The sequence below is a fragment of the Bradyrhizobium manausense genome (assembly GCF_018131105.1).
Classification (GTDB): domain Bacteria; phylum Pseudomonadota; class Alphaproteobacteria; order Rhizobiales; family Xanthobacteraceae; genus Bradyrhizobium; species Bradyrhizobium manausense_B.
The window spans coordinates 1,812,899-1,837,902 of sequence record NZ_JAFCJI010000001.1; the positions used below are offsets into that span (position 1 = coordinate 1,812,899).

Here is a 25,004-nt window from a genome sequence, read left to right on the forward strand (position 1 = left end):
TATCGGGAGATCGAGCATGTCGAAGACACCCTGGCTGATCCTGATGGCTGCGCTCGCCGCGTCGCCCGCGGCGGCCCACGTCTATCTGGAAGGCAAGCAGGCCACAGTCGGTGCGTCCTACAAGGCCGTATTCGCCGTGCCGCACGGCTGTTCCGGCTCGCCGACCGTCAAGATCCGTGTGCAGATCCCCGAAGGCGTGATCGCGGTGAAGCCGATGCCGAAGGCCGGCTGGAACGTCGATGTCGTCGAGGGGCAATATGCCAGTGCTTACGACTATCACGGCAACAAGCTGACGTCGGGCGTGAAGGAAGTGGTCTGGTCCGGCGGCAGTCTGCCGGATCGCAATTACGATGAGTTCGTCGTCAGCAGCTTTCTCACCGACAGCCTGAAGCCGAACACCACGCTCTATTTCCCGGTGGTGCAGGAATGCGAAAAGGGCGTCAGCCGCTGGATCGAGATCCCGGCGGAAGGCGCAGCGCATTCGCACGAGGACAAGTCGCCCGCGCCTGGCGTAAAATTGCTTCCCAAGCCGTAATGCGTCTTCTCGCTACGCTCGTCACGCTGCTCATTCTCGTCGGCACTTCGACCGGAGCGTCTGCGCACGCGGCGCTGATTTCGGTCGAGCCGGCGAGCGGCAGTATGCTTGCGAGCGCGCCGAAGGCGGTGGAGTTACGGTTCAACGAGGCGGTGACGCCGGGCGCGATCCAGTTGATCGACGGCGCGGGCAGGGCGCGCGACGATGTGCACGTCACGACTTCAGGCGAGGGTATTTCGGTTGCGATGCCGGCGGACCTGCCGCGGGGTACCGCAGTCGTGAGCTACCGGGTGATCTCGCAGGACGGTCATCCCGTCGCGGGATCGGTGATCTTCTCGATCGGCATGCCGACGGGAACGCAGCCTCCCGCAAGCGTTGACCGTGGATTGAACGCGCTGATCTGGCTTTCGCGGATCGGACTGTATCTCGGTCTGTTTGTCGGTATCGGCGGCGTGTTCTTTGGCCGTTGGATTGCTTGGTCAATGACGGGTATGGGCATGCCGCGAATTGCCTTGCTTGTGGGTCTCCCAAGTGCGCTTGTCTCGCTTGGCGTGCTGGGGCTCGATCTTCTCGGCCTGCAGCCGGCCGCGCTTGTGACAGCGGCTCCCTGGAAAATCGCATTCGCGACCAGCGCCGGCCCTGCCTTGCTCGTTGCCGTCGCGGCGATGCTGCTCGCGCTGATCGCGCTGGGCCGCGCCTGGTATGCGCGTGCTCTTGCGGTCATCGCCTTCGCCGGCGTAGGCCTATCGCTCGCGATGACCGGGCACGCCGCAACCGCATCGCCCGAGGTGCTGACGCGGCCGGCGGTCTTCGTCCATGGCCTCGCCGTCGCCTTCTGGATTGGCGCGCTGGCGCCGCTAGCAGCGTTGCTATCGAAGCCGACCCCGGCGGTGCTGCCGCTCATCAACCGCTTCTCGCGCATCGCCATCCCGGTGGTCGCCGCGCTGGCGCTGACCGGCCTCGCGCTTGCGGTCATCCAGCTTGAAAAGCCATCGGCTCTGGTCGAGACCCGCTACGGCCTCGTTCTCACGGTCAAGCTGGCGCTGGTGATGTTGCTGCTGGGACTCGCCGCGCTCAATCGCTATCGGCTCACTCCGGCGCTAGCGAAGGATCAAGCGGCCGCGCCCGCACTCAAGCGGTCCATTCTGTTCGAATGCGGGGTTGCGCTCGGCATCTTCGCCGTTGTCGCCGGGTGGCGCTTCACGCCGCCGCCGCGGACCATCGTTCCGGAGACGCCGTTGGCGATTCACATCCACACCGACAAGGCGATGTTCCAGGTGCTGGTGTCCCCGGGCAAGCCCGGGATGGATGATTTCGTGCTCCAGCTCATGACCGGCGAGGCCACACCACTGCAGGCCAAGGAGGCGACGCTGACGTTGAGCTTGCCCGAGCGCGGCATCGAGCCGATGGAGCGCGACGCCAAGCTCGGGCCCGATGGCTATTGGCATGTGCGTAACGTCGAGTTGCCCTTCGCCGGCCGCTGGCACGTGCGGATCGACGCACTGGTGACCGATTTCGAGAAGGTCACGCTCGAGGACGACCTCGAGGTCGCGCCGTAACTTGGCGTGTTCAGGTCGAACCTGAAGTCGACGGAAAAATGACAGGAATTCCGTCACGTTAGCGGCTTTTCCTCATTCCCGGCCTTGTGTTTTAGCTCCCAATCCGGTTTCACTGCAGCCCACCAATGATTCCCAGAGTATTGCCATGCGGTTGTCGCGGTTCTTTCTGCCCATCCTGAAGGAAAATCCGAAAGAAGCGGAGATCGTCTCGCATCGGCTGATGCTGCGCGCAGGCATGATCCGGCAGGAGGCCGCCGGCATCTACGCCTGGCTGCCGCTCGGCTTCCGGGTGCTGAAGAAGATCGAGCAGATCGTGCGCGAGGAGCAGGACCGCTCCGGCGCGCTGGAACTGTTGATGCCGACACTCCAGCTTGCCGACCTCTGGCGCGAGAGCGGCCGCTATGACGCCTACGGTCCGGAGATGCTGCGCATCGCCGATCGCCACAAGCGCGAACTGCTGTATGGGCCGACCAACGAGGAAATGATCACCGAGATCTTCCGCGCCTATGTGAAGTCCTACAAGAACCTGCCGCTGAATCTCTATCATATCCAATGGAAATTCCGCGACGAGCAGCGTCCGCGTTTCGGCGTGATGCGCGGCCGCGAGTTCCTGATGAAGGACGCCTATTCCTTCGACCTCAACGAGGCCGCTGCGCGCGTCGCCTACAACAAGATGTTCGTGGCCTATTTGCGCACCTTCGCGCGGATGGGGCTGAAGGCGATCCCGATGCGTGCCGAGACCGGTCCGATCGGCGGCGACCTCAGCCACGAGTTTATCGTGCTCGCCGAAACCGGCGAATCCGGCGTTTTCATCAACCGCGACGTGCTGGATCTGCCGGTACCGGGCGAGGACGTCGATTATGACGGCGATTTGACCCCGATCATCAAGCAATGGACGTCGGTCTACGCCGCGACGGAAGACGTTCATGATCCCGCCCGCTTCGAGCAGGAAGTGCCCGCTGACAAGCGCGTGAACACCCGCGGCATCGAGGTCGGCCAGATCTTCTATTTCGGCACGAAATATTCCGAGCCGATGAAGGCGATGGTGGCGGGCCCCGACGGCGTCGACGTGCCGATCCATGGCGGTTCCTACGGCGTCGGCGTCTCGCGCCTGCTCGGTGCCATCATCGAGGCCTGCCACGATGACGCCGGCATCAAATGGCCGGAGGCCGTCGCGCCGTTCCGCGTCGCGATTCTCAACCTCAAGCAGGGCGATGCCGCGGTCGATGGCGCCTGCGAAAAGCTTTATGCCGAGCTGACCGCCAGGGGTGTCGACGTGCTCTATGACGACACCGATCAGCGCGCCGGCGCCAAATTTGCCGCCGCCGACCTGATCGGCATCCCCTGGCAGATCATGATCGGGCCGAAGGGCCTGGCCGAGGGCAAGGTCGAGATCAAGAAGCGCAGTGACGGCTCCCGCGAGACCATGTCGCCTGCGGACGCGGTCGCGCGCCTGGTCGGTTGAATATTGTTCATCGCCCGATATCGCGGCCGCCAATCCGGCCACAATTGACCCCGAATCATGGGATTATCGAGCGATGGATGAAACCATGACCGAATCTGTTCCAACCAAGCCTTTCGCACCCTTCGAGTGGATGCTGTCGGCGCGCTATCTGCGGGCGCGCCGCAAGGAGGGATTCATCTCGGTCATCGCCGGGTTCTCCTTCCTCGGCATCATGCTCGGCGTGGCGACCCTGATCATCGTCATGGCGGTGATGAACGGCTTCCGGAAAGAGCTGCTCGACAAGATCCTGGGGCTCAACGGCCACATCCTGGTGCAGCCGCTGGAATCGCCGCTGACCGACTGGAAGGACGTCGCCGAGCGCATCAGCCAGGTCCAGGGCATCCGGCTGGCTGCCCCTGTCGTCGACGGCCAGGCGCTGGCGTCCTCGCCCTGGAATGCCTCGGGCGTGCTTGTGCGCGGCATCCGCTCCGATGACCTCAACAACCTCACGTCGATCGCCAAGAACATCAAGCAGGGCTCGCTCGAGGGCTTCGACGACGGGCAGGGCGTTGCGATCGGCCGGCGGCTCGCCGACCAGCTGTCGCTGCATGCCGGCGACAGCATCACGCTGGTTGCGCCAAAGGGCGCGGTCACCCCGATGGGGACGACGCCGCGCATCAAGCCCTACAAGATCGTCGCGGTGTTCGAGATCGGCATGTCCGAATATGATCTCGGCTTCGTGTTCATGCCGCTTGCCGAAGCCCAGGCCTATTTCAACCGCAGCAACGACGTCACCTCGATCGAGGTGTTCACCACCAATCCCGACAAGATCGATTCCTTCCGCAAATCGGTGACGGAGGCGGCGGGACGACCGGTGTTCCTTGTCGACTGGCGGCAGCGCAACTCGACCTTCTTCAATGCGCTCCAGGTCGAGCGCAATGTGATGTTCCTGATCCTGACCATGATCGTGCTGGTCGCGGCCCTCAACATCGTCTCCGGCCTGATCATGCTGGTGAAGGACAAGGGCAGCGACATCGCGATCCTGAGGACGATGGGCGCCTCGCAAGGCTCGATCATGCGGATCTTCCTGATCACGGGCGCCTCGATCGGCGTGGTCGGTACGCTGGTCGGCTTCTTCGTTGGCCTCGTGATCTGTCTCAACATCGAATCCATCAGGCAATTCCTGTCCTGGCTGACCAGCACCGAATTGTTCTCACCGGAGCTGTATTTCCTGTCGAAGCTGCCCGCCGAGATCGACGTCGGCGAGACCACGGCTGTCGTCGTCATGGCGCTGACGCTGTCGTTCCTGGCGACGCTCTACCCGTCGTGGCGTGCCGCGCGCCTCGATCCCGTCGAAGCGCTGCGGTACGAGTGAGGGGCTGATGGAGCAGCAACAGCAGGGGGCGGAAGATGTACCGGTCATCTATCTCCACGAAATAAAGCGGCAGTACCTGCAGGGCGAGGCGGCGCTGACGATCCTCGACAACGCCAAGCTCGCGCTGTGGGCCGGCCAGTCGGTCGCGCTGGTCGCGCCGTCGGGTTCGGGCAAGTCGACGCTGCTGCACATTGCGGGGCTGCTCGAGGCGCCGGATTCCGGCGAGGTCTATGTCAACGGCGCGCCGACGTCGCAACTGCCCGACATCGAGCGCACCCAGCTTCGCCGCAGCGATATCGGCTTCGTCTACCAGTCGCACCGGCTGCTGCCGGAATTCACGGCGCTGGAGAACGTGATGCTGCCGCAGATGATCCGCGGCCTGAAGAAGTCCGAGAGCGTCAAGCGCGCCAAGGAGATCCTGGGCTATCTCGGCCTCAGCGACCGCATCACCCATCGGCCTGCGGAGCTGTCGGGCGGCGAGCAGCAGCGCGTCGCGATCGCGCGCGCGGTCGCCAATGCGCCCCGCGTGCTGTTCGCGGACGAGCCGACCGGCAATCTCGATCCGCACACCGCCGACCACGTGTTCCAGGCGCTGATGCAACTGGTCAAGGCGACCAAGGTCTCGATGCTGATCGCGACCCACAACATGGAGCTCGCCGGCCGCATGGACCGGCGCGTGTCGCTGGCCAACGGCCAGGTCATCGAGCTCGAATAAAGCCCGAAAACAACCCCATGCACAGTAGCCAAGTGACTGGCAGGATTGACGAAAAAAATCGGCGACGGCGCATCGCCGCCGCCTGAGGATTTTACGGCCTGATCACCGTCAGTTTGAACGGCCCGCCATTGGCGGCGGCGTGCGCGACGGCCTCGTTGACGTGATCGAGGTCGAAATCGGTGGTCTGGTATTCGTCGAGCCGCAACAATCCCGCGCGCACGAGGCCGATCAGACGGCTCGCCGCATCCGGCGGATACATCCAGACGCCGTGGATGGAGATGCAGTTGCGCATGAGCCAGGGGTAGGGCAGCTCGAGGCCCGGACCGCCCGCCATGCCGACACCGCCCATCAGCACGACGCGTCCGTAGGCACGGACCGTCATGACCGCCGCGCGCACCACGCTCGTGCTCACCGAAGGCGGCATGATGTCGAGCACGCAGTCGATCGAACCTCCTGCGGCGCGCTTCATCGCCTCGCGGTCGTCGTCCTCGTTGCCGGTCAGCTTCACCGGCTTCACCCGCGCGCCGAAGCGGCGGACGAGATCGGCCATGACAGCCTCGTTGCGGCCGGGCGTCACCACGCAGGCCGCGCCCATCGCGAGCGCGACGGACACGGCGGCGCTGCCGAAATTGCCGGTAGCCCCGCTCACCAGCACGGTCTCGCCCGGCTGAAGCCTGGCGGCGAGGAAGCCGCCATAGGGCACCAGCGCCGTTCCCAGCGCACACCATTGCGAGGCTTCCTCTGATGTGATCGCGCCAAGCTTCTTTACGTTCTCGGTCGGCACCCGCATCTGCTCGGCGTAGGAGCCGTGACGAAAATGCGCTTGCAGGCGCATGCCGCCGGGGCCGGCAGCGGTGAGCCCCTGCAAGGCGATGTCGGGCGCCACGGCATCGTCGCGCGAGCGCACGGTCGGGTCGCAGAACACCCAGTCGCCGACGCTGAGCTTGGTCGCATCAGGACCGATCGCGCGCACACGGCCGATGCCGCCGGGGCCGGGAATGACAGGCAGATCGAGCGCGTAGTTGCGCTCGCCGCTGAAGACCTCGTTCATGTACGACAGCACGCGGGTGGCGACGACATCGACGATGACCTCGCCGGTGCCGAGCACCGGCTCCGGAGCGTTCTCGACCACCAGCGGCGATCCCAGCGATTTCAGTACGGCAGCTTTCATGATGTTCACCTCAAGGACTGACGCCACCCATCTACGGCGCCCTTGAAGGGACATGAAGGCCTGGTATTATCCTAGTATTCCAAAGGCCCTCCATCACGGGACCACGCCATGGCCGATCCACGCCGCGTCGAATTCGGCGACTTTCTCCGCTCCCGCCGCGAAAAGCTGACGCCGAAGACCGTCGGCCTTCCGGCAGGCCAGCGGCGGCGCACCGCGGGGCTGCGCCGGGAGGAGGTCGCCCAGCTCGCCGGCATCGGCGTCGACTGGTACATCCGCCTTGAGCAGGGCCGCACCGTCAGCCCGTCGGTCACGACCGTCGATGCGCTGGCGCGCGCGCTGCGCCTCAGCAAGACCGAGCATGCGCATCTCAAGGACCTCGCCCGCGACGGCGATCGGCGAGCTTTCACCCGCGAGGTGGTGACCCCGCCGATCCTCCGGCTGGTCGAGAGCCTGCCGCACCCGGCCTACGTGACCGGGCGGCGCTGGGACGTGCTGGCCTGGAACGACGCCGCCGAGGAGATCTTTGCGTTCGGCCGCTTGCCGGAGGAGGATCGCAACACGCTGCTCCTGATGTTGACCAGCAAGCGCACGCGCAAATCCTACGGCGCGGGCTGGGCTGACGTCGCCAAGCGCATGGTCGCGATGTTTCGCGCCACCCACGACGTCTGGGCCGGCGACCCGGCCTTCGCGGAACTGCTGACGCGCTTGCGTGAAGGCAGTCCGGAATTCGTCGAATGGTGGGGCGCGCACGAGGTGCACGGCACCTTGTCGGGCCGCAAGACCATGACCCACCCGACCAGGGGCGTGCTGCATTTCGAGCACACGAGCTTTCAGGCCAATGACGATCCCGCGCTGAAGCTCGTGATCTACACGCCAGTGTAGAGAGCGCGAGAGGCAGTGATCCGGCGGGGGCCTATTGTGGAGCGATTTCGAGTGGCCGATCGAACTGCGCGATCCGCTGGTCGAGGCGCCACAATTCGATGCGATGGATCAGCACGAGGGAGGCGGCCTGGCGCTTGGCTTCATCATCGTCGCCGCAGACGAGGTTGATGCAGCCAAAGACGTGACCGTCCGGATCGATCTGAAAGGCGCGGTAGTGTTTGATGCTCTGCATCATTGTCCTCCGGGTCTGCGATAGTCCGGCGCGCTCAGCCATTCGGACAGATCCGAGGTGACTTCGTTCTGTTCGCGCACCTGAGCAGTATCTCGCGCTCTTTACCCGCAGGCATTCGGCGGGCGTGCTCGCGAGCGTGGTTGGCAAATGACATCAATCGTTCCTGAAGCGATTGGTTTGTTTTCTTCGGTTGCGTTTGGCCGTCACTGGCATTCTCGGAAAGTCGGCCTCGGCGGGGAGGAGGCGCCGAGGCCTTTTGTCTGCCGCGCCGGAGGGACCCGGGCCGGCAGCGTTCGCAGCTTCGGATGTGCATGCGGTTCCGGCATTTCCATAGGTTAATGAGCCGGGATTTATGCGGCGAGCTTGATGGGAAGAATATTCCCCCGGCTCGGCGCTTGTTGGGGGCTTCTTGCTCGCGCGAAGAGAATTCTAGGCGCGGCGGTAGAGCTGCAGATAGCCCGGCGAAAACAGCGCTGCACTCTTGAGGGCATCCAGATCCGGAATCGTGAGCGTCCGCTCTCGCAACGTGATCAGCCCGGCTGCCCTGAGTTCCTGGATCGTGCGATTGAGGTGGACGACGGAAAGTCCGGTCGCGTCGGCCAGATCCATCTGGGTCACCGGGAAGCTGCACGAATTGGCGTCGACCAGGCCGACCGGGCGGAGCCGCTCATAGATCTCGCAGAACAGATGAGCGACCTTCTCCAGCGCGGCACGCCGCCCAAGGTTGATCGCCCACTCGCGCTGGATGGCATTGTTCAGCACCGTCTCGCACAAGAAGGCTTCGGCAAGCGTCGGCTCGCTCGTCATCAGCCTTTCGAAACGGGCGCGCTTGATCTCGGCGTAGGCAACGGGCGTTGCCGTCGTGATCGAATGGTCGATGCTGGGCATCAGATAGGCGTGTGCATCGCAGGTTTCGCCGGGCAGGACGAAATTGACGATCTGCCGCCGGCCGTCCTCGAGCGTCTTGTGCCGGAACAGCCAGCCCGAGAGCACGACGCGGACACTGTCGATCGGATCGCCTTCGGCGACGAGATCTTCCCCCGGACCGGCCCGGAACAGGCCTTCCAGAATGGCCTGTTCGAGCGCTGCGACAGCTCCCTCTGACAGAGGCCGCAATACGTTGAAGCGACGAATTACCGCCTGTGCAAGACCTCCATCGGTGCCGTGGGCGCGCATCAGCCGTCCATCGAAGGCGTGTGAAAGGTTCGTTTGGTCAGGGGAATTGCAATCTGGCAGTGGAGCCCGGATCCATTGAAGGACATGGTCGTCTGCCCCTTCAGGTCGAACGCAAGGGTGCGCTCCAGCAGCTCCGCGCCAAAACCTTTCCGTGTGGGCTGCGCGACGGGCGGTCCGCCTCGCTCCCGCCAGTCGAACAACAGTTGGGGCGGGCTCGAGACTTCATCGATGCGCCATGAAATTTCGAGGCGCCCCGACGGTAGTCCGAGCGCACCGCATTTGAGCGCGTTGGTCGCGAGTTCGTGGATGGCCAGCGCAAAGGTCTCAGCGGCCTTGGGCTGGAAGCGCACGGCAGGTCCCGACACGCGCATCTGCTCGCCCTCGCGGGCGTTGTAGGCCAGCAACTCCTCGACGACGAGATATTCCAGATCGACGCCGCCTTCGGGATCGCGCGTCACCAGCGCCTGCGTTCGCGCGAATGCGTTCAGCCGGCCGTCGAGATGCGCGGAGTATTCCTCGACCGTCGAGCTGGTTTCGGCCGAGCGCCGGGCGATCGACCTGACAACGCCGAGCGTGTTGCGCACGCGGTGCTGCAACTCGGCCAGCAGAAGCCGCTGCCGCTCTTCCGCGCGCGTGATCGCTGTGACGTCGATGAAGGTGATGACAACGCCGGCGATGAAATTGTCGATGCTGCGATAGGGCAGGATCCGGACGATGTAGCGTGTCCCGCTGTCGGGCGCGGTCAGCTCCCGTTCGGCGCTGGCAAGGGTGCGCAAGACACGGCGGACGTCGTCATAGAGCTCCTCGATCGGGATGCGCGCCTTGATGTGCGCGATCGGGCGGCCCGTATCGGTCTCGACCAGATGCAGTATCTGGGTGATCGCCGGCGTAAAATTCATCACGCGGAGATCGTTGTCCAGGAAGACCGTCGCGATCTGCGTGCTTTCGAGGAAGTTCTTGAGGTCGCTGGTGGCACGGGTCAGCTCCTGGACCCGGTGCGCGAGCTCACCGTTGACTGTGGTCAGCTCTTCGTTGACCGACTGCAATTCCTCGCGCGAGGTTTCGAGCTCTTCGTTGGCGGACTGCAGCTCTTCGTTGAGCGACTGGTATTCCTCGTTCGAGGATTTCAGCTCCTCGTTGGTGCTCTCGAGTTCCTCGATCGTCGCCTGCAGACGTTCGCGGGTCGCCCGCAAATCGCTTTCGAGACGCTCGACGTGCTCGGTTCGCACCAGGCTGCCGGGATTGCTGTCGCTTGCTTCCAGGCCGCGTGCCGGCCCGTCCTTGAACAGCACGACGAAGTTTCTGTGACCGCCGGCACCGTCCAGGATCGGCTCGACGGTGATGTCGACGAGCACGCGGTGGCCGTTGACGCCGAGCTGGATTTGCTCGGCCTGGGCGGATTCGTTGCTTTCGGCCGCGCGGCTCAGCGCCGTGCGCAACTCCAGCCGGAGGTCGCGATGCACGAGTTGAAGCAGATCGAGCGAAGCCGCGCCCGCGGTCGGCTCGATGTAGCGTCCGGTGCGGCCGGAAAAATGCAGGATCTGGAAATTGTCGTCCGTGATCACATAGGCCGGTGCATAGCGCTCGGCGATCCGCTGGGCGCGGCGCTCCAGTCCGACGTCGGGACCGAACGAGCGGATCGGCGCCACCTCGACCGGCGCGCGGCCCGCCGAAGTCGAGATCGGAAACTCGGGCGGCAGCCGCGTGCCGGTCTCGAGCTTCTTGAAGATGCGGGCGCGGCGGTCGACCGGCGCAAACAGCTTGGGATGCCGCGTGACATTCTCGGAATTGCCGAGGAACAGATAGCGGTCCGGCAGCAGCGCAAAATGAAACAGCGGGATGACGCGATTCTGAAGCTCTGCGTTGAGGTAGATGAGCAGGTTGCGGCAGGAAACGATGTCGAGCTTCGAGAACGGCGCATCCTTGATCACGTTATGCTGGGAGAAGATGCACATCTCCCTGAGTTCCTTGACCACGCAATAGGTGTCGCCCTCGCGCACGAACCAGCGCGCCAGGCGCTCCGGGGTCATGTCCTGTTCGATATTGGTGCGGTAACGTCCGACGCGGGCGGTCGCGAGCGCCCGGCCGTCGATGTCGGTTGCGAAGATCTGAACCTGCGGCGCGGAGTCCAGCGTCGCCATATGCTCGCGCAGCAGGATGCCGATCGAATAGGCCTCTTCGCCGGTCGCACAGCCGAGCACCCAGACGCGGACCTGCTGCCCGGTGTTCTTGTTTTCGAAGATCTTCGGAATGATCTGGCTTTCGAGCACGTCGAATTCGCGCTTGTCGCGGAAGAACTCGGTGACGCCGATCAGGAGATCGTTGAAGAGATGCTGGGCCTCGTCCTTGTCGTTTCTCAGGAAATCGACATAGGCGGTGATCTCCTCGATCTGAACCACCTGCATGCGCCGCTGGACGCGACGCAGGAAAGTGTTCTGCTTGTAGCCGTGGAAATCGTTGCCGGTCTTGTTGCGCAGGATGTCGGCGATGCGCGACAGCGAGGTTGCCGCTGCGGCCAGGACTTCGTCAAAACCCTGCTTCTCCTCCAGCCGCCGCAGATGGCGCGCATAGACCTGGATATGCTCGGGAATGTCCTCGGGCGCGAGCACATAGTCGGCGATGGCCGCCGGCTTGCTGCTGTCGATCAGGTGCTCGGACTCGTCCTCAGTGACCTTTTCGGCAATTGCCAGGCCGCCGTGATCCTTCAGCGTGGCCGCGCCCAGCGTGCCGTCGCCGTTGGTCCCGCTGAGCAGCACGCCGATCGATTGCTCTGCACGCTCCTCCGCCAGCGACACCAGGAAGCTGTCGATCGTGGCCCGTTCGCCGGGGCCTTGCTCCGCCTTGCGCACAGCGAGGAGGCCGCCATGGACCGTGGTGATCATGGCCACCGGGCTGAGGTAGATGGTGCCGCCTTCGAGCGTCATCCCGTCGGTGATTTGGGAAAGTTTGGCTCCCTCGGCGCGTTGAACCAGGGCGCGCAGCCGCTCGTCAGTGAGCGCCTCGCGGTTTTGCAGTACGAGCACGATGGCCTGATCATCGCCCAGCGTAAGCTTGGCGAAAAAGCGCTCGATGCTGTCGATTGCACCGGCCGAGGCACCCACGCCAATGATCAATGGAGCCTTGACCTGACGCTCGCCATCCCCCGGCGCTTTGCCGACTTCATCCATAGTGGCCGCTACTCTCCTTGTCCGGGATCGAGGACCCCGGAGCCATGGAATAGCAGAGATTCAGGGGAGCCCAACAGTCAAAAAAGGGCGGGAACGGCTCGTCGTAATCAAGGCGGTCCGGCCCGTGATCAGTTGGTCGTGGGCGGCACCGCGTCGACCTCGCGTTGAAGAAAGTGGACCCGCTGGATGATCAGGGTGCGATGCCGCTCCCACTCCACCAGGGTCTGCTTGAGCAGATTGACCAGTCGCTCGGCATGCCGCGAGTCATGCCCGCCAGCCTGAAGCTCGCGCACGAGATCTTCCTGGTTGCGGATCCGTTGCCAGCCTTCATCGATGTCGAGATCGGCCTTGACCAGAAGGCGCTGCTCGGCGTGCAACTGCTCGGTCCGCTCGGCAAGGGAGATGGCCATTGTGACGCCTCAAGTCTCTCGCCTTGGGATCGCGGGATCCAGCGATTGTAGCACGACGCGCCGGATCATGTCGGCATAATCGCGATATTCGGCGGCACGCTTGTAGTACATTTCAGCGACGGCCGGACGACCGCTGCGCCGGCCGTCCTCGGCCATGCGTCGCACCAGCTCGGCACGTTCCTCGATGATGCGAAGCGCCACCCGCAAGGCTTCATCGACTTGTCCTTCCTGCTCCTTGGCGAGGGCGTCGGCGGTATAGGCGTGGCCAACCTGACAGCGAAATCGCATGGGATGCCCTTCCTTCACTGCGGAGAGCACGCCGCCGCAGCCGGGGCAGGTGAGCGCGGCGGGATCGGCGATCTTGGACAGAGGCACAGACCCGATTCTCTCGCCCGCGGCGATCTCGACCTCCAGGCGGATGTCAGGGGCGACCGGAAGCGCGGAGCCCGGCGCTTCCTGTGCCAGCTCGGACAGCACGTCGCCGAGCTTTGCAGCCGGGACGCAGAGGTCGGCAATCGTCGCCTCCAGAGCGCGCTGCGGCATCTCCGGCGAAATCGCATCGGCCGGGTCCTGAATCAGGGCCATTCCGCCACAGCGCTTGATGGCGTGGAGACCGGCTGCGCCGTCGGAGAGCAAGCCGCTCAGGACGATCCCGATCACGCGAGGCCCGTGGTGCACCGCGGCCGAGCGGAACAAGGCGTCGATCGCGGGGCGGACCATGTTCTCGCGCGGCCCGCGCCCGAGCTGAATATGAGTTCCGGACAGCAGGAGATGGTGGTCAGGGGCCGCCAGATAGACGTGACCGCGTTCGAACGTCATACCATCCTTGGCCTGATGCACCGGCAGCTTGCCGGCAGCGGCCGCAACCGTCGACAGAATCCCGATGCCCTGGGCCGGAATGTGAAGGACAATGAAGATCGCTGCCGGCAAGTCCAGCGGCAATGCGGCCAGAATCTGCTTCAACGGGGCGGTGGCGCCAGCCGAACCACCGATAACAATGATGTCACGGTTGCTCATCGGGAACCTGCCATCGCATGCTTCGTTTGCACCAAGGCGGCCCTTCGCCGTATGTTCCAATGTCTTTCGGTCGCTGGAGGAAACAGGGTGAACACGAACGGCACGTGGCGTGCCCTGAGCTCCTGGGCAATGGGAAAGATCATCTCGTTGCGAATGTTCACGTCGAGCACTGCAGCATCGACGATCGACCCATCATGGAGGATGCGCAACGCGTCCTCCATGTCGCCGACCGGTCCGGCGACTTCGGCGCCGCACGACCGAAACGCGCGACTCATGTCGTCGGCGAGGAAATACTCATCCTCGACAACGAGGATACGGCGTCCGGACAGTGGCGTGCGTTCGCGCGACAACGTTGCCGATATCACGACCGGCTACGACAGGATCGGCATCACACCCGAATTTCAGGACGTCCCGCTCTGGGAAAAGCCGATCGATGTCGCGGCCATGATCCGCGAGTTGGCCGGACTGATCGGTCCACGCGAGGTTTGACTGACCCTTCGTCGTGAGCGATCCGGGAGCGCGTGAAGGAGGCGGCACGCGCGCTCGACTGGATCCCGAATGCGGCGGGCAGGGCGCTTGCATCGAGCCGAACGCACATTTTGCGGGCGATCATCCCGACGCTCGGCAACGAGATTTTCGCGCACCAGATCGGCGGCCGTCTTCAGCAAGGCCGGCTTCACGCTGTTTGAAGGCGCCACAGGATTTCTCGATCACCGGCTTCGACGACCCCGCGATCTCGTCGCGCTTCACGCCACGCCTGCCCGCTTTCATGCGTCGCGGTCGATGATCTGAAAGAGCTTCGCGCAGGACGCTTCTATTCTCCTTTGCGGAGATGTGGCGACGCCCAGCAGCAGACCGGGGCGCACCGAGCCCCTCGACGCATACCACAGCGATAGCGGCGTCGGCGCGAGACCGAGCGAGGCAGCTTTCCTGGCGATGGCGAGATCGTCGGTTCCCGCCGGCAGTCGCAGGACTGCGGCGAGCCCAGCAAGTGCAACGTTTGCGGTGTGGGAGCGAAGCTGCTTCAGCAAGGCGTCGCCTTGCGCGGCATAAACTCGCTTGGTCCGCCGCAAATGCCGCAAATAGTGTCCGTCGCGCATGAAGCCGGCGATCGCAAGCTGCACCGCAGGGCCCGGAGCCGGCGCGAGGCATGCGGCAGCTTCCGCAAATCGTGACGTCAGAGCGACGGGTGCAACGACGAAGCCGAGCCGCAGGGCGGGGGTCACGGTCTTGCTGAAGGAGCCGATGTGAATGACGCGGCCGGCGCGATCGAGCGAGGCGAGCGCCGGTGTGGCCCGGCCCTTGATCTGGAGCTCGCTCAGATAATCGTCCTCGATCACCCACGCCTTGCCTTGCGCAGCCCAGTCGAGCAGGCGTGAGCGCCTTGCCAGCGACAGCGTCGATCCGAGCGGCGCCTGCTGCCCCGGTGTCACGACGGCGAGCGCAGCGTCGGGCGCATGCTTCAAGCCGTAGTCGACATCGATTCCGTCTCCGTCGACCGGGATCGGCGCGATCGACAGTCGCGCCAGCTCCAGACCGTGCCGGGTGAAGGGGAAGCCAGGATTCTCCACCCAGGCTTTCTTCCGCTCGAGACCGAGGACCTGGAGTGCCAGGCCGAGGCCTCCGCTGAAGCCGCTTGTGACGATGATCTGAGACGCCGCGCACTCGATTCCCCGCGCCAGCGCCAGGTAGGCGGCGATCTCGCGCCGCAACGCCGGCTCCCCACGCGGGTCGGGATAAATCGCCGGTGCGCTGATTTCGATGCGAACGGCCTGCGCACGCATCCGCGCCAGCAGGGTGGCAGGAAGGGTTTCCTGCGCCGGCACGCCCATCTGGAAGATCGCCGGTCCGGTCGTGAGTTCCTGATACGTCGCCATGAAGGTGCCGGAGGCGGGCGCTTTGTCCCGCCGCACGGGGAGGGACGGACGGTCGGCGACATGCGTGCCGGTCGCGCGGGCCGCGACGATCAACTGAGCAGATGAGAGCTTTTCATACGCCACGCGCACGGTGCCGCGCGCGACGCCGAGCTGGGCCGCCAGATCCTGCCAGGAGGGTAGACGCGCGCCGGGGGCGAGTACGCCGCTTTCGATGGCGGCCCGGATGCCCTTGTGGATCTGCTCTGCGAGCGGTGTCTTCGCCGATCGGTCCAGCGCCAACCGCAATGCTCTTGCCATGGCCTTTGGTACACGAATTTTGAGCGTTCTTGGTTCTTTTTTATAGACCAGGGGAGAGGCATCTGAGGGGCAACGGGATCGCTTCGCCCCTTACGATCACCGAGGAGACAAAAGATGAGTGAACGCCTCGACTACAACCACATTGCACCGGCAGGCGCGAAGGCGCTCGGCGGTGTTTACGGCTACGTCATGCAGAGCGGGCTGCCGGCGACGCTGGTGAACCTCGCTTACCTGCGTGTCTCGCAGATCAACAACTGCGCCTATTGCCTCGACATGCACACCCGCGACCTCGTCAAGAACGGGGTGAAGATCGAAAAGCTCGCGCTGCTGCAGGCGTGGGCGGAAGCCGGTGATCTCTTCGATGCGCGCGAGCGCGCAGCGCTCGCCTGGGCCGAGACGGTGACGCGCGTTGCCGAGACCAACGTTCCGGATGAAGCCTATCAGGCCGCCCGCAAGGTCTTCAGTGAACGCGAACTCGTCGATCTCACGATCGCAATCGGCCTGATGAATGCGTACAATCGCCTGTCGATCAGCTTCCGAAATACGCCACGGGCCGCGCTCGAGAACGCCGCCTGACGGGGGTTGCGAACCGCCTCCATCGACCGAACTGCAAGGCAGGAGCCAGACAATGACGGGCATGATTTCCGGCATCAGGATTCCCGACAGCAAGCTGGCGCGCGAGGCAGCCGAGCTGGTGCGCCAATACGAAGACGAGATGTTGTTCAATCACTCGGTTCGCGTCTACGTGTTCGGCGCGATGAAGGGGCTGCGTCAGAACCTGAAATTCGATTCAGAACTGCTCTATGTCGCGGCGCTGTTTCACGACCTCGGCCTCGTCGATCACTACCATACCGAGACCAAGCGATTTGAGGTCGACGGTGCAGATGCTGCGCGCGACTTTCTCCGGGCGCGGGGCATCGCCGAGCCGCAGGCCGATCTGGTGTGGGAGGCGATCGCGCTCCACACCACGCCCGGCATCCCACAGTATATGAGGCCGGAAATCGCGCTCACGAATGCCGGCGTTCTGGTGGACGTGGTGGGGGTCGGATATGACGATTACACGCCCGAGCAGCGACACCAGGTGATCACGGCGTTTCCGCGCGGTGACTTCAAGAACGAGTTTCTGAAGGTCCAGACCTGCTCAGCCTTGAAGAAGCCGCAGACGACGTTCGGGACGGTCAATTTCGACTTCATCAGTGATCACGATCCCGGCTTCCACAGGCCGAACGCGTGTACGCGGATCCGCAACACGCCCTGGCCAAGCTGAGCCGGCGCAGGTTGCGCCTGTCCGCACCTCAAGCGGTCCGCGAGGATTCCGTCAACGGAAATTCCAGCGTGAATCTTGTGCCGCGTTCGGTTGGGCTGACCGCCAGGTTTCCGTTGAGCTGGCTGGCGACACTGGTGATGACGCGCATCCCGAAGCTCGGCCGTGGCTGACTGAGGTCGAAGCCGGTGGGCAGGCCACGTCCAAGGTCCGAGACGTCGACGCGGTAGCGTCCATCGGTCGTGTGTTGGCCGGCCACGCGCACTTCGCCGTCCTCGCCGGGAGCGTAGGCATATTTGTAGGCGTTGGTGACAAGCTCGTTGATGAGCAGTCCGAGCCGGACGGCAAGATCGGCCGAGACCAGCGCGGGCTCGACTTCGACGACCGTTGCATGCTGCGCCCCCGACGTGCCGATCGCCGCGGCGAGACTGGAGAGGAACGAGGCGAGGTCGACCTCGCTTGCGTCAGACTGGCGCCAGAGCTGATCGTGGACGGTCGCCACCACGCGGACCCGCGAGGAGGCATCCTCGAGCGCTCGCCGCGGCGCATCCTCGAGCGTTCGGGCCTGGAGCTGGAGCAGGGCCGATACGATCGACAGGCTGTTCTTCACGCGGTGACTGACTTCGTGGATCAACAGCTTTTGCAGCTCCTCGCGCTGGTATCGCTCGGTGATGTCGGTGTTGGTCCCAAACCAGCGCGTGACGCGTCCTTCCGAATTCCTGATCGGCTCGGCGCGCGACAGGAACCATCGATACTCTCCGTCGGCGCCGCGCAGCGGGAACGTGTCCTCCCAGGGCTCCCCGCTGTCCCAGGAACGCTGGATACCCGCGACCGCGCGGTCCACATGATCGGGGTGGTGAACACTGCGCCAGCCCCAGCCCTCCATCTCCTCCAGCCTTGTGCCCGTGTATTCGTACCAGCGCTTGTTGTACCAGTAGATCCAGCCCTTTTCGTCGGCCATCCATGCCAGTTGCGGCAGGGAATCCGCCATGCCGCGGAATTGCGCTTCGCTCTCGCGCAAGGCGGCTTCGGCTTTCTTGAGCGCGCTGATGTCGGCGGCGAACTCCACGATGGTGCCGTCGCCGAGGTCGCGGCCGGCGAACAGCATCCACGAGCGGCTGCCGTCCTTGCGCAGATATTCCTTCTCGTAGGGACCGAGGCGGCCCGTGTGCTGGAGCGTGCCCATCTCCGCTTCGCTGGCTGCGACCCATTCCGGCGGCGTCATGCGCCGCCAGTCGAGGCTGCCGCTTTCGACCTCGGCGCGCGACCATCCGGTCATCTTGAGGAAGACGTCGTTGGCGCCGATCAGCGTGCCGTCGTGATTGAAGAACAGGACGCCGATGGCCTCGGTTTCTAGCACGCGCTGGAGCCGCTCCTCGCTGGCGCGCAAGGCCACTTCGGTCTCGCGGCGCGCGGTGATATCGCGGGCCGCGCCGAGCCATTCGGTGATGTCGCCGCTGGCGTCCAGGATCGGCACCGCGCGAGACAGCGTCCAGCCGAAGTTTCCATCCGCACAGCGAACGCGGTGCTCCAATTCGAACAGGCTCCGGGTCCGGATGGCTTTCGCGACCGCAGCTTGCACCACCGCGCGATCGTCCGGATGGATGTAATGGTCCAGCCAGTTGTCGTCCGCCTGCACGGTGTCGCTGAGAAAGCCGTGCCCGTCGAGCTGGTGCATCTGTTTCCAGTCGGGGCTCATGCGATAGACCACGTCCGAGCTCGCGTTCACGAAGGCCCTGAAATGCTCTTCGCTGATGGCCCGCGGTGCCGGCACCTGCGCCTTGAGTGCCGGCGCGAGCGACTCAGGTGCAGCTGTGCTCGCGCTCTTCGTCACAGCGCCCATCGGGGAACTCCGTGATCTCGCGAATGATGATGTGAGGCAATGTCGGGAACGTCGAAAGGTTCGTCATGCGCCACGTATGGCGATCGACGCGCGCTGAGGTGCTTGCGCCCGCTGCGAATTTCAAATGCCGCGATCGCGGGCGGGAATGTGGCGACAATGCGGAGAGATCGATGCGCGCATCTTCGATTTTCCAATCACAGATTCGTGTGCGCGACATCGCTACGCGCGTTCGCAGCGCATCGTGTGTCGTACCCATTGGAACTGCTGAAGAGTCTTGTTTCAAAGGGTTTCCGCGCATGCGCGGCTAAACTTTCATTCATGAAGCGCGGCCCTTTGGCGCGAACTGTTGCGTCGGAGTTACAGCAATTCCGTCGATCACTGTTATGACGTCGCCACGGCCCGGGGGCCTAACGACGAAACTGGAACGGGATTCAAATGAACAAGAATTTGTTGCTCGCTGCTGTGAGCCTCGTCGCGCTCAGCGCGACTGCGCCGGCGCTGGCTGCTGACCTCGCTGCGCGTCCTTACACCAAGGCGCCTGCGATGATCGCCACGGTCTATGACTGGAGCGGCTTCTACATCGGTATCAACGGCGGCGGCGCTTCCGCCCACACGACCTGGGATCAGACTGCTCCCGGGTTTGGCGGCGAAGGTTCGCACAACGCCACGGGCGGCACGGTCGGTGGCCAGGTCGGCTATCGCTGGCAGTCGGCGCAGTGGGTGTTCGGTCTGGAAGGCCAGGGCAACTGGGCTGACTTCTCGGGCGACAACCTCAGCGGGCTGACCGGCTTCACCGATCGCTCGAAGATCGATTCGTTCGGTCTGATCACCGGCCAGGTTGGTTACGCCTGGAACAACGTCCTGCTCTACGTAAAGGGCGGTGCGGCTGTGGTCGGCACCAAGAACGAGCTGCGCGCTGCCGGCGCGACCTTCTCGTCGGTCAACGACACCCGTTGGGGCGGCACCATCGGTGCGGGCCTCGAGGTCGGCTTCGCTCCGAACTGGTCGGTTGGCGTCGAGTACAACCACATCTTCCTGTCGGACAAGGACGTCACCTTCGCCGGCTTCCAGACGGATCGCATTCGTCAGGACGTCGACATGGGCCTCGTCCGCCTGAACTACAAGTTCGGTGGTCCGGTCATCGCGAAGTACTGAGATCTTTCGCTTCGAAAGCGACTGATGTCGAAAGCCCCGGCCTTGCGCCGGGGCTTTTTTCTTGCGTGAATTCAGCGAGTTAACCATTTCATTTGGAGGCGGCTGAGTGCGCTTGACTCCCGAGAACGAAATGAGAACAATGTTCCTCATACGTTCTAGTGATGGAGCAAGCCATGTTCAGGATTTTCGTGGAAGAAGCCGCTGCACTGACGTCGATCGCGCTGTTCGTCGGAATGCTCGCGATCTGGGCCCAGGTGATTCCGCAGCTCTAGGCAGCCCCTTGGGGAAAAGCGGGATGAGGCGGCGAAGCGGCCGCTCCGGCGTGGACTCTGGCGCGGCGACACCCCACCATTGTGTGGCGAGTCGGCCGGGTGAGTGCAGGATGCCTCCACTGCCGGCGACCGCTCCAATTCACCTGCAAGAGGCCGTCACGCGACCATGCCGAGCGCCGGATTTGTCCACCTTCACGTTCACTCGGCCTATTCGCTGCTCAAGGGCTCGATCAAGATCGCCAAGCTCGGCGAACTTGCGAAGAAGGACCACCAGCCGGCGCTGGCGCTGACCGACACCGACAATCTGTTCGGTGCGCTCGAATTCTCCGACAAGATGGCCGGTTATGGCATCCAGCCGATTGTCGGCCTGGAGCTTGCGATCGATTTCGGCGACCAGGATCCCAACGCGCGCAACGCACTGCCGCCCTCGCGTGTGGTGCTGCTGGCCGCGCAAGAGCGCGGCTATCGCAGCCTGATGCGGCTGAATTCGCGCGCCTTCCTCGAATCGCCCGACAGCCACGCGCCGTTCATCAAGTTCGACTGGTTCGACGGCGAGACCGAAGGCCTGATCGCACTCACCGGCGGTCCCGACGGCCCGATCTCGCTCGCGCTCGCGAGCGGCCAGACCGAGGTTGCGGCGGCGCGCTGCGAGCGTCTCGCCGGGCTGTTCGGCGACCGCCTCTATGTCGAACTGCAGCGCCACAACATCGACAAGGAACGCCGCATCGAGAGCGGCCTGATCGACATCGCTTACGCGAAGGGCCTGCCGCTGGTTGCGACCAACGAGCCGTATTTCGCCGCGAACGACGATTACGAAGCGCATGACGCGCTGCTCTGCATCGCCGGCGGCCGGCTGATCGCGGAGACCGAGCGCGAGCAGCTCACGCCCGATCACCGTTTCAAGACCCGCGCCGAGATGGCCGTGCTGTTCGCCGACATTCCGGAAGCGCTGGCGTCCACGGTGGAGATCGCCGAGCGTTGCTCGTTCCGCCCCCTGACGCGCAAGCCGATCTTGCCGTTCTTCACGGTCGGCGCCGCCGGCAGCTCCGATGCGGCCGCGATCGAGGCCGCCGAATTGAAGCGGCAGGCGGAGGAGGGGCTCGCCAATCGCCTGCGCGTGCACGGCCTGTCGCAGGGCACGACGGACGAAGACTACCACAAGCGCCTGGCGTTCGAGCTCGACGTCATCATGCGCATGAAATACGCGGGCTACTTCCTGATCGTGTCCGACTTCATCAAATGGGCGAAGGGGCAGGGCATTCCGGTCGGGCCGGGCCGTGGCTCCGGCGCAGGATCGCTGGTCGCCTGGGCGCTGACCATCACCGACCTCGACCCGATCAAGTTCGGCCTGCTGTTCGAGCGCTTCCTCAATCCCGAGCGCGTCTCGATGCCGGACTTCGACATCGACTTCTGCCAGGACCGCCGCGGCGAGGTGATCAGGTACGTCCAGGAACGCTATGGCCGCGACCAGGTCGCGCAGATCATCACCTTCGGTACGCTGCAGGCGCGCGGCGTGCTGCGCGACGTCGGCCGCGTGCTGCAGATGCCGTACGGCCAGGTCGACAAGCTCACGAAGCTCGTCCCGCAAAATCCCGCCGCGCCGGTGACGCTGGCCGCTGCGATCGAGAGCGAGCCGAAACTCCAGGCCTTCCGCGATGAGGATCCGATCGTGGCGCGCGCCTTCGACATCGCCCAGCGCCTCGAAGGCCTGACGCGGCACGCTTCGACCCACGCGGCCGGCATCGTGATCGGCGATCGTCCCTTGAGCGAGCTCGTGCCACTCTACCGCGATCCCAAATCCGACATGCCGGTGACCCAGTTCAACATGAAATGGGTCGAGCCGGCGGGCCTGGTGAAGTTCGACTTCCTCGGCCTCAAGACGCTGACCGTGCTCGACGTCGCGTGCAAGCTGCTCAAGCCGCGCGACATCCATGTCGATCTCGCGACGCTGCCTATCGACGATGCCGAGAGCTACCAGATGCTGGCACGCGGCGAGGTGGTCGGCGTGTTCCAGGTTGAAAGCCAGGGCATGCGGCGCGCGCTGGTCGACATGCGGCCCGACCGTTTCGAGGACATCATCGCGCTGGTCGCGCTGTATCGCCCGGGCCCGATGGCGAACATCCCGACCTATTGCTCGCGCAAGCACGGCGACGAGGAGCCGGAATATCTGCATCCGGTGCTGGAGCCGATCCTGAAGGAGACGTTCGGCGTCATCATCTATCAGGAACAGGTGATGCAGATCGCGCAGGTGATGTCGGGCTATTCGCTCGGCGACGCCGACCTGCTGCGCCGCGCGATGGGCAAGAAGATCCGCGCCGAGATGGACAAGCAGCGCGACATCTTCGTCGCGGGCGCGGTGAAGAACGGCGTGCCGAAGGCGCAGGCCGAGACCATCTTCGAGCTCCTGGCCAAGTTCGCCGACTACGGCTTCAACAAGAGCCACGCGGCGGCCTATGCGCTGGTGTCCTACCACACCGCCTACATGAAGGCGCATTATCCGGTGGAGTTCATCGCAGCGTCGATGACGCTCGATCTGAACAACACCGACAAGCTCTCCGAGTTTCGCTCCGAGGCGCAGCGCCTCGGCATCAAGGTCGAGCCGCCGAACATCAACCGCTCCGGCGCCACCTTCGAGGTCGGCGACAAGGTCATCTATTACGCGCTCGCTGCCCTGAAGGGCGTCGGCATCCAGGCCATCGACCAGATCATCGAGGAGCGGACCAAGCGCGGCCTGTTCACCTCGCTCGCCGACTTCGCCGCGCGCGTCAATCCGCGCGCGATCAACAAGCGCATCATCGAGAGCCTTGCCGCCGCGGGCGCGTTCGACACGCTGGAGCCGAACCGTGCCCGCGTGTTCGCCGGTGCGGACTCGATCCTCGCCGCCTGCCAGCGTGCGCATCAGGCCGAGACCATCGGCCAGAACGACATGTTCGGCATGTCGGCGGACGCGCCGACCATCATGCTGCCGCAGATCGAGCCGTGGCTGCCGGCCGAAAAACTCCGCCGCGAATACGATGCCATCGGCTTCTTCCTGTCGGGCCATCCGCTCGACGATTACGCCACCGTGCTGAAGCGCCTGCGGGTGCAGTCATGGGCCGAGTTCTCGCGCGCGGTGAAGACCGGCGCAACCGCCGGCAAGGTCGCGGCCACCGTGGTCTCGCGCATGGAGCGGCGCACCAAGACCGGCAACAAGATGGGCATCATGGGGCTCTCCGATCCCACGGGTCATTTCGAGGCGGTGCTGTTCTCGGAGGGCCTTGCGCAATATCGCGACGTGCTGGAGCCGGGCGCTGCGGTGCTGCTCCAGTTGGGGGCGGAATTGCAGGGCGAGGACGTCCGCGCCCGCGTGCTGCATGCCGAGCCGCTGGATGATGCCGCTGCCAAGACGCAGAAGGGCCTGCGCATCTTCGTGCGCGACACCAAGCCGCTGGACTCGATCGCGAAGCGTCTGGCCGGACCGGAAGCCGCAGGCGCGAACGGCGCCGCACCAAGGATCGGCAGCCCCGCCCTTGCGCCCCGCTCCAATGGCGACGGCGAGGTCTCGCTGGTGATGATGCTCGACCTCGAGACCGAGGTCGAGATGAAGCTGCCCGGCCGCTTCAAGGTCTCGCCGCAGATCGCCGGCGCGATCAAGGCGGTGGCCGGCGTGGTGGACGTGCAGCAGATCTAGCCGGCCGCGCAGCCGCGCAATCCGCGGAAGTTGTGGTTTCGTCATGTGATCGCGGCTATCATCGGCCGCGACAGTTCTCGTCGGTGAGGGCGCCTTCGATGCGCCGGGGAGGGAGCGGGACATGTGCGACCAGTGCTCTGAATCCATGCTGGACCCGTACGGGCCGTCGCGCCGATCCGCGATGCAGCTCGCAGTCGCCGCGCTCGGCGTTACCTTCGCCGGCCGAGCCTTCGCCAAGGACAACAAGGCGCCGCCCAAACCCCAGAACGTGCTCTCGCCCAACGCAGCATTGAAGCGGCTGATGGACGGCAACGCGCGCTATGTCGACGGCGTAACGCGGCGCCATGATTTCAAGCATGAGCGTGAAGTACTGGCGGGCGGGCAGAATCCGTTCGCGGCGGTGCTGAGCTGCGCCGACTCGCGCATCGCGCCGGAATACGCCTTCGACACCGCCCGCGGCGATCTCTTCGTCTGCCGCGTCGCCGGCAATTTTGCCGGCACCGAGACCATCGCCAGCATGGAATACGCCGTCGCTGTTCTCAACGTGCCGCTGATCCTCGTGCTGGGACACGATGCCTGCGGCGCGGTCGATGCGACGCTGAAGGCGCTCAAGGACGACAAGCCGCCGCCGGGACATATTCCCTCGCTGGTCGATGCGATTGCGCCGGCTGCAAAGGCCGCGATGCAGCAGGGCGGGGACGTGCTCGACAAGGCGATCCGGCAGAACGTGATCGACAACGTCGCTAAGCTGAAATCGGCCGCGCCGATCCTCAACGCGGCGGTCGAGCAGGGCAAGCTGAAGATCACCGGCGGCGTCTACCGGCTGAAGACGGGAACAGTCGATCCGATCGCGCAAAGCTGAAGCTCAAGACCGACGCAAACGCTGAAGCTGACGGAGAGCTGACGCGCGGCGTCGAGCCCGGAGCTGCGTCATGCCGCCGCC

21 protein-coding genes are annotated in these 25,004 nt (G+C 64.6%); 12 read left to right on the plus strand and 9 right to left on the minus strand.

Annotation, left to right across the window (positions count from 1 at the left end; translation table 11 throughout):
- The first annotated feature begins 16 nt into the window (after positions 1-16).
- From JQ631_RS08490 to JQ631_RS08510, 5 genes are all read left to right on the plus strand, one after another.
- On the plus strand, positions 17-535 hold the full coding sequence (locus JQ631_RS08490; protein WP_212325426.1) for a YcnI family copper-binding membrane protein: 519 nt from the start codon (positions 17-19) through the stop codon (positions 533-535).
- The gene (locus JQ631_RS08495; RefSeq protein WP_212325428.1) at positions 535-2,094 is read left to right on the plus strand and encodes a copper resistance CopC/CopD family protein; all 1,560 of its coding nucleotides are present in this window, start codon (positions 535-537) and stop codon (positions 2,092-2,094) included. Before JQ631_RS08490 ends, JQ631_RS08495 begins: the two co-directional genes overlap by 1 nt.
- 145 nt (positions 2,095-2,239) lie before the next feature.
- A complete protein-coding gene (proS, locus tag JQ631_RS08500; RefSeq protein ID WP_212325430.1) occupies positions 2,240-3,559 on the plus strand; it encodes a proline--tRNA ligase in 1,320 nt (439 codons plus the stop codon).
- Between the two features lie 73 nt (positions 3,560-3,632).
- Positions 3,633-4,913: a lipoprotein-releasing ABC transporter permease subunit gene (locus tag JQ631_RS08505; protein WP_212325432.1), complete on the plus strand. Its 1,281-nt coding sequence runs from the start codon at positions 3,633-3,635 to the stop codon at positions 4,911-4,913.
- Positions 4,914-4,920: 7 nt separating this feature from the next.
- Positions 4,921-5,628 carry an ABC transporter ATP-binding protein gene (locus JQ631_RS08510; RefSeq protein ID WP_212325434.1) on the plus strand — a complete coding sequence of 236 codons (708 nt, stop codon included), beginning with the start codon at positions 4,921-4,923 and terminating at the stop codon, positions 5,626-5,628.
- Between the two features lie 91 nt (positions 5,629-5,719).
- Here JQ631_RS08510 and JQ631_RS08515 read toward each other — a convergent pair whose 3' ends face one another.
- The gene (locus tag JQ631_RS08515) at positions 5,720-6,799 is read right to left on the minus strand and encodes a quinone oxidoreductase family protein (protein WP_212325436.1); all 1,080 of its coding nucleotides are present in this window, start codon (positions 6,797-6,799) and stop codon (positions 5,720-5,722) included.
- A gap of 108 nt (positions 6,800-6,907) precedes the next feature.
- Between JQ631_RS08515 and JQ631_RS08520 the strand changes: the two genes are divergently transcribed.
- Positions 6,908-7,681 (plus strand): helix-turn-helix transcriptional regulator, encoded by a 774-nt coding sequence (locus JQ631_RS08520; protein WP_212325438.1) that lies wholly within the window; start codon positions 6,908-6,910, stop codon positions 7,679-7,681.
- Positions 7,682-7,712: 31 nt separating this feature from the next.
- Here the strand turns inward: JQ631_RS08520 and JQ631_RS08525 are convergent, their stop codons facing one another.
- From JQ631_RS08525 to JQ631_RS08550, 6 genes are all read right to left on the minus strand, one after another.
- The gene (locus tag JQ631_RS08525) at positions 7,713-7,955 is read right to left on the minus strand and encodes a hypothetical protein (protein ID WP_249160211.1); all 243 of its coding nucleotides are present in this window, start codon (positions 7,953-7,955) and stop codon (positions 7,713-7,715) included.
- A 387-nt stretch (positions 7,956-8,342) separates the two neighbouring features.
- A complete protein-coding gene (locus tag JQ631_RS08530; protein ID WP_212325440.1) occupies positions 8,343-9,089 on the minus strand; it encodes a Crp/Fnr family transcriptional regulator in 747 nt (248 codons plus the stop codon).
- The gene (locus JQ631_RS08535; protein ID WP_212325442.1) at positions 9,089-12,256 is read right to left on the minus strand and encodes a CheR family methyltransferase; all 3,168 of its coding nucleotides are present in this window, start codon (positions 12,254-12,256) and stop codon (positions 9,089-9,091) included. Before JQ631_RS08535 ends, JQ631_RS08530 begins: the two co-directional genes overlap by 1 nt.
- A gap of 128 nt (positions 12,257-12,384) precedes the next feature.
- Positions 12,385-12,666, minus strand: a complete 282-nt coding sequence (locus tag JQ631_RS08540) for a hypothetical protein (RefSeq protein ID WP_212325444.1) — start codon at positions 12,664-12,666, stop codon at positions 12,385-12,387.
- 9 nt (positions 12,667-12,675) lie between these two features.
- Complete coding sequence (locus JQ631_RS08545; protein ID WP_212325446.1) at positions 12,676-13,683, minus strand: chemotaxis protein CheB; 1,008 nt, start codon at positions 13,681-13,683, stop codon at positions 12,676-12,678.
- Positions 13,680-13,958 carry a response regulator gene (locus tag JQ631_RS08550; protein ID WP_249160527.1) on the minus strand — a complete coding sequence of 93 codons (279 nt, stop codon included), beginning with the start codon at positions 13,956-13,958 and terminating at the stop codon, positions 13,680-13,682. The genes JQ631_RS08545 and JQ631_RS08550 overlap by 4 nt, the downstream gene beginning before the upstream one ends.
- 58 nt (positions 13,959-14,016) lie before the next feature.
- On the opposite strand from JQ631_RS08550, the gene JQ631_RS08555 reads away from it, so the two are divergent.
- Positions 14,017-14,172, plus strand: a complete 156-nt coding sequence (locus JQ631_RS08555) for a hypothetical protein (RefSeq protein ID WP_212325448.1) — start codon at positions 14,017-14,019, stop codon at positions 14,170-14,172.
- Positions 14,173-14,450: 278 nt separating this feature from the next.
- Here JQ631_RS08555 and pdxR read toward each other — a convergent pair whose 3' ends face one another.
- Positions 14,451-15,857, minus strand: coding sequence for a MocR-like pyridoxine biosynthesis transcription factor PdxR (pdxR, locus tag JQ631_RS08560; RefSeq protein WP_212325450.1), 1,407 nt, complete (start codon positions 15,855-15,857; stop codon positions 14,451-14,453).
- A gap of 114 nt (positions 15,858-15,971) precedes the next feature.
- On the opposite strand from pdxR, the gene JQ631_RS08565 reads away from it, so the two are divergent.
- Positions 15,972-16,433, plus strand: a complete 462-nt coding sequence (locus JQ631_RS08565; protein ID WP_212325452.1) for a carboxymuconolactone decarboxylase family protein — start codon at positions 15,972-15,974, stop codon at positions 16,431-16,433.
- Positions 16,434-16,485: 52 nt separating this feature from the next.
- Positions 16,486-17,124 carry an HD domain-containing protein gene (locus JQ631_RS08570; protein ID WP_212325454.1) on the plus strand — a complete coding sequence of 213 codons (639 nt, stop codon included), beginning with the start codon at positions 16,486-16,488 and terminating at the stop codon, positions 17,122-17,124.
- A 28-nt stretch (positions 17,125-17,152) separates the two neighbouring features.
- On the opposite strand, the gene JQ631_RS08575 is transcribed toward JQ631_RS08570, so the two are convergent.
- On the minus strand, positions 17,153-18,964 hold the full coding sequence (locus tag JQ631_RS08575) for a PAS domain S-box protein (protein ID WP_212325456.1): 1,812 nt from the start codon (positions 18,962-18,964) through the stop codon (positions 17,153-17,155).
- Positions 18,965-19,399: 435 nt separating this feature from the next.
- Between JQ631_RS08575 and JQ631_RS08580 the strand changes: the two genes are divergently transcribed.
- From JQ631_RS08580 to JQ631_RS08590, 3 genes are all read left to right on the plus strand, one after another.
- Positions 19,400-20,119 carry an outer membrane protein gene (locus JQ631_RS08580; RefSeq protein ID WP_212325458.1) on the plus strand — a complete coding sequence of 240 codons (720 nt, stop codon included), beginning with the start codon at positions 19,400-19,402 and terminating at the stop codon, positions 20,117-20,119.
- 438 nt (positions 20,120-20,557) lie between these two features.
- Positions 20,558-24,061: a DNA polymerase III subunit alpha gene (gene dnaE / locus JQ631_RS08585; RefSeq protein WP_212328537.1), complete on the plus strand. Its 3,504-nt coding sequence runs from the start codon at positions 20,558-20,560 to the stop codon at positions 24,059-24,061.
- Positions 24,062-24,182: 121 nt separating this feature from the next.
- Positions 24,183-24,923, plus strand: coding sequence for a carbonic anhydrase (locus JQ631_RS08590; RefSeq protein ID WP_212325460.1), 741 nt, complete (start codon positions 24,183-24,185; stop codon positions 24,921-24,923).
- The last annotated feature ends 81 nt before the right edge of the window (positions 24,924-25,004 follow it).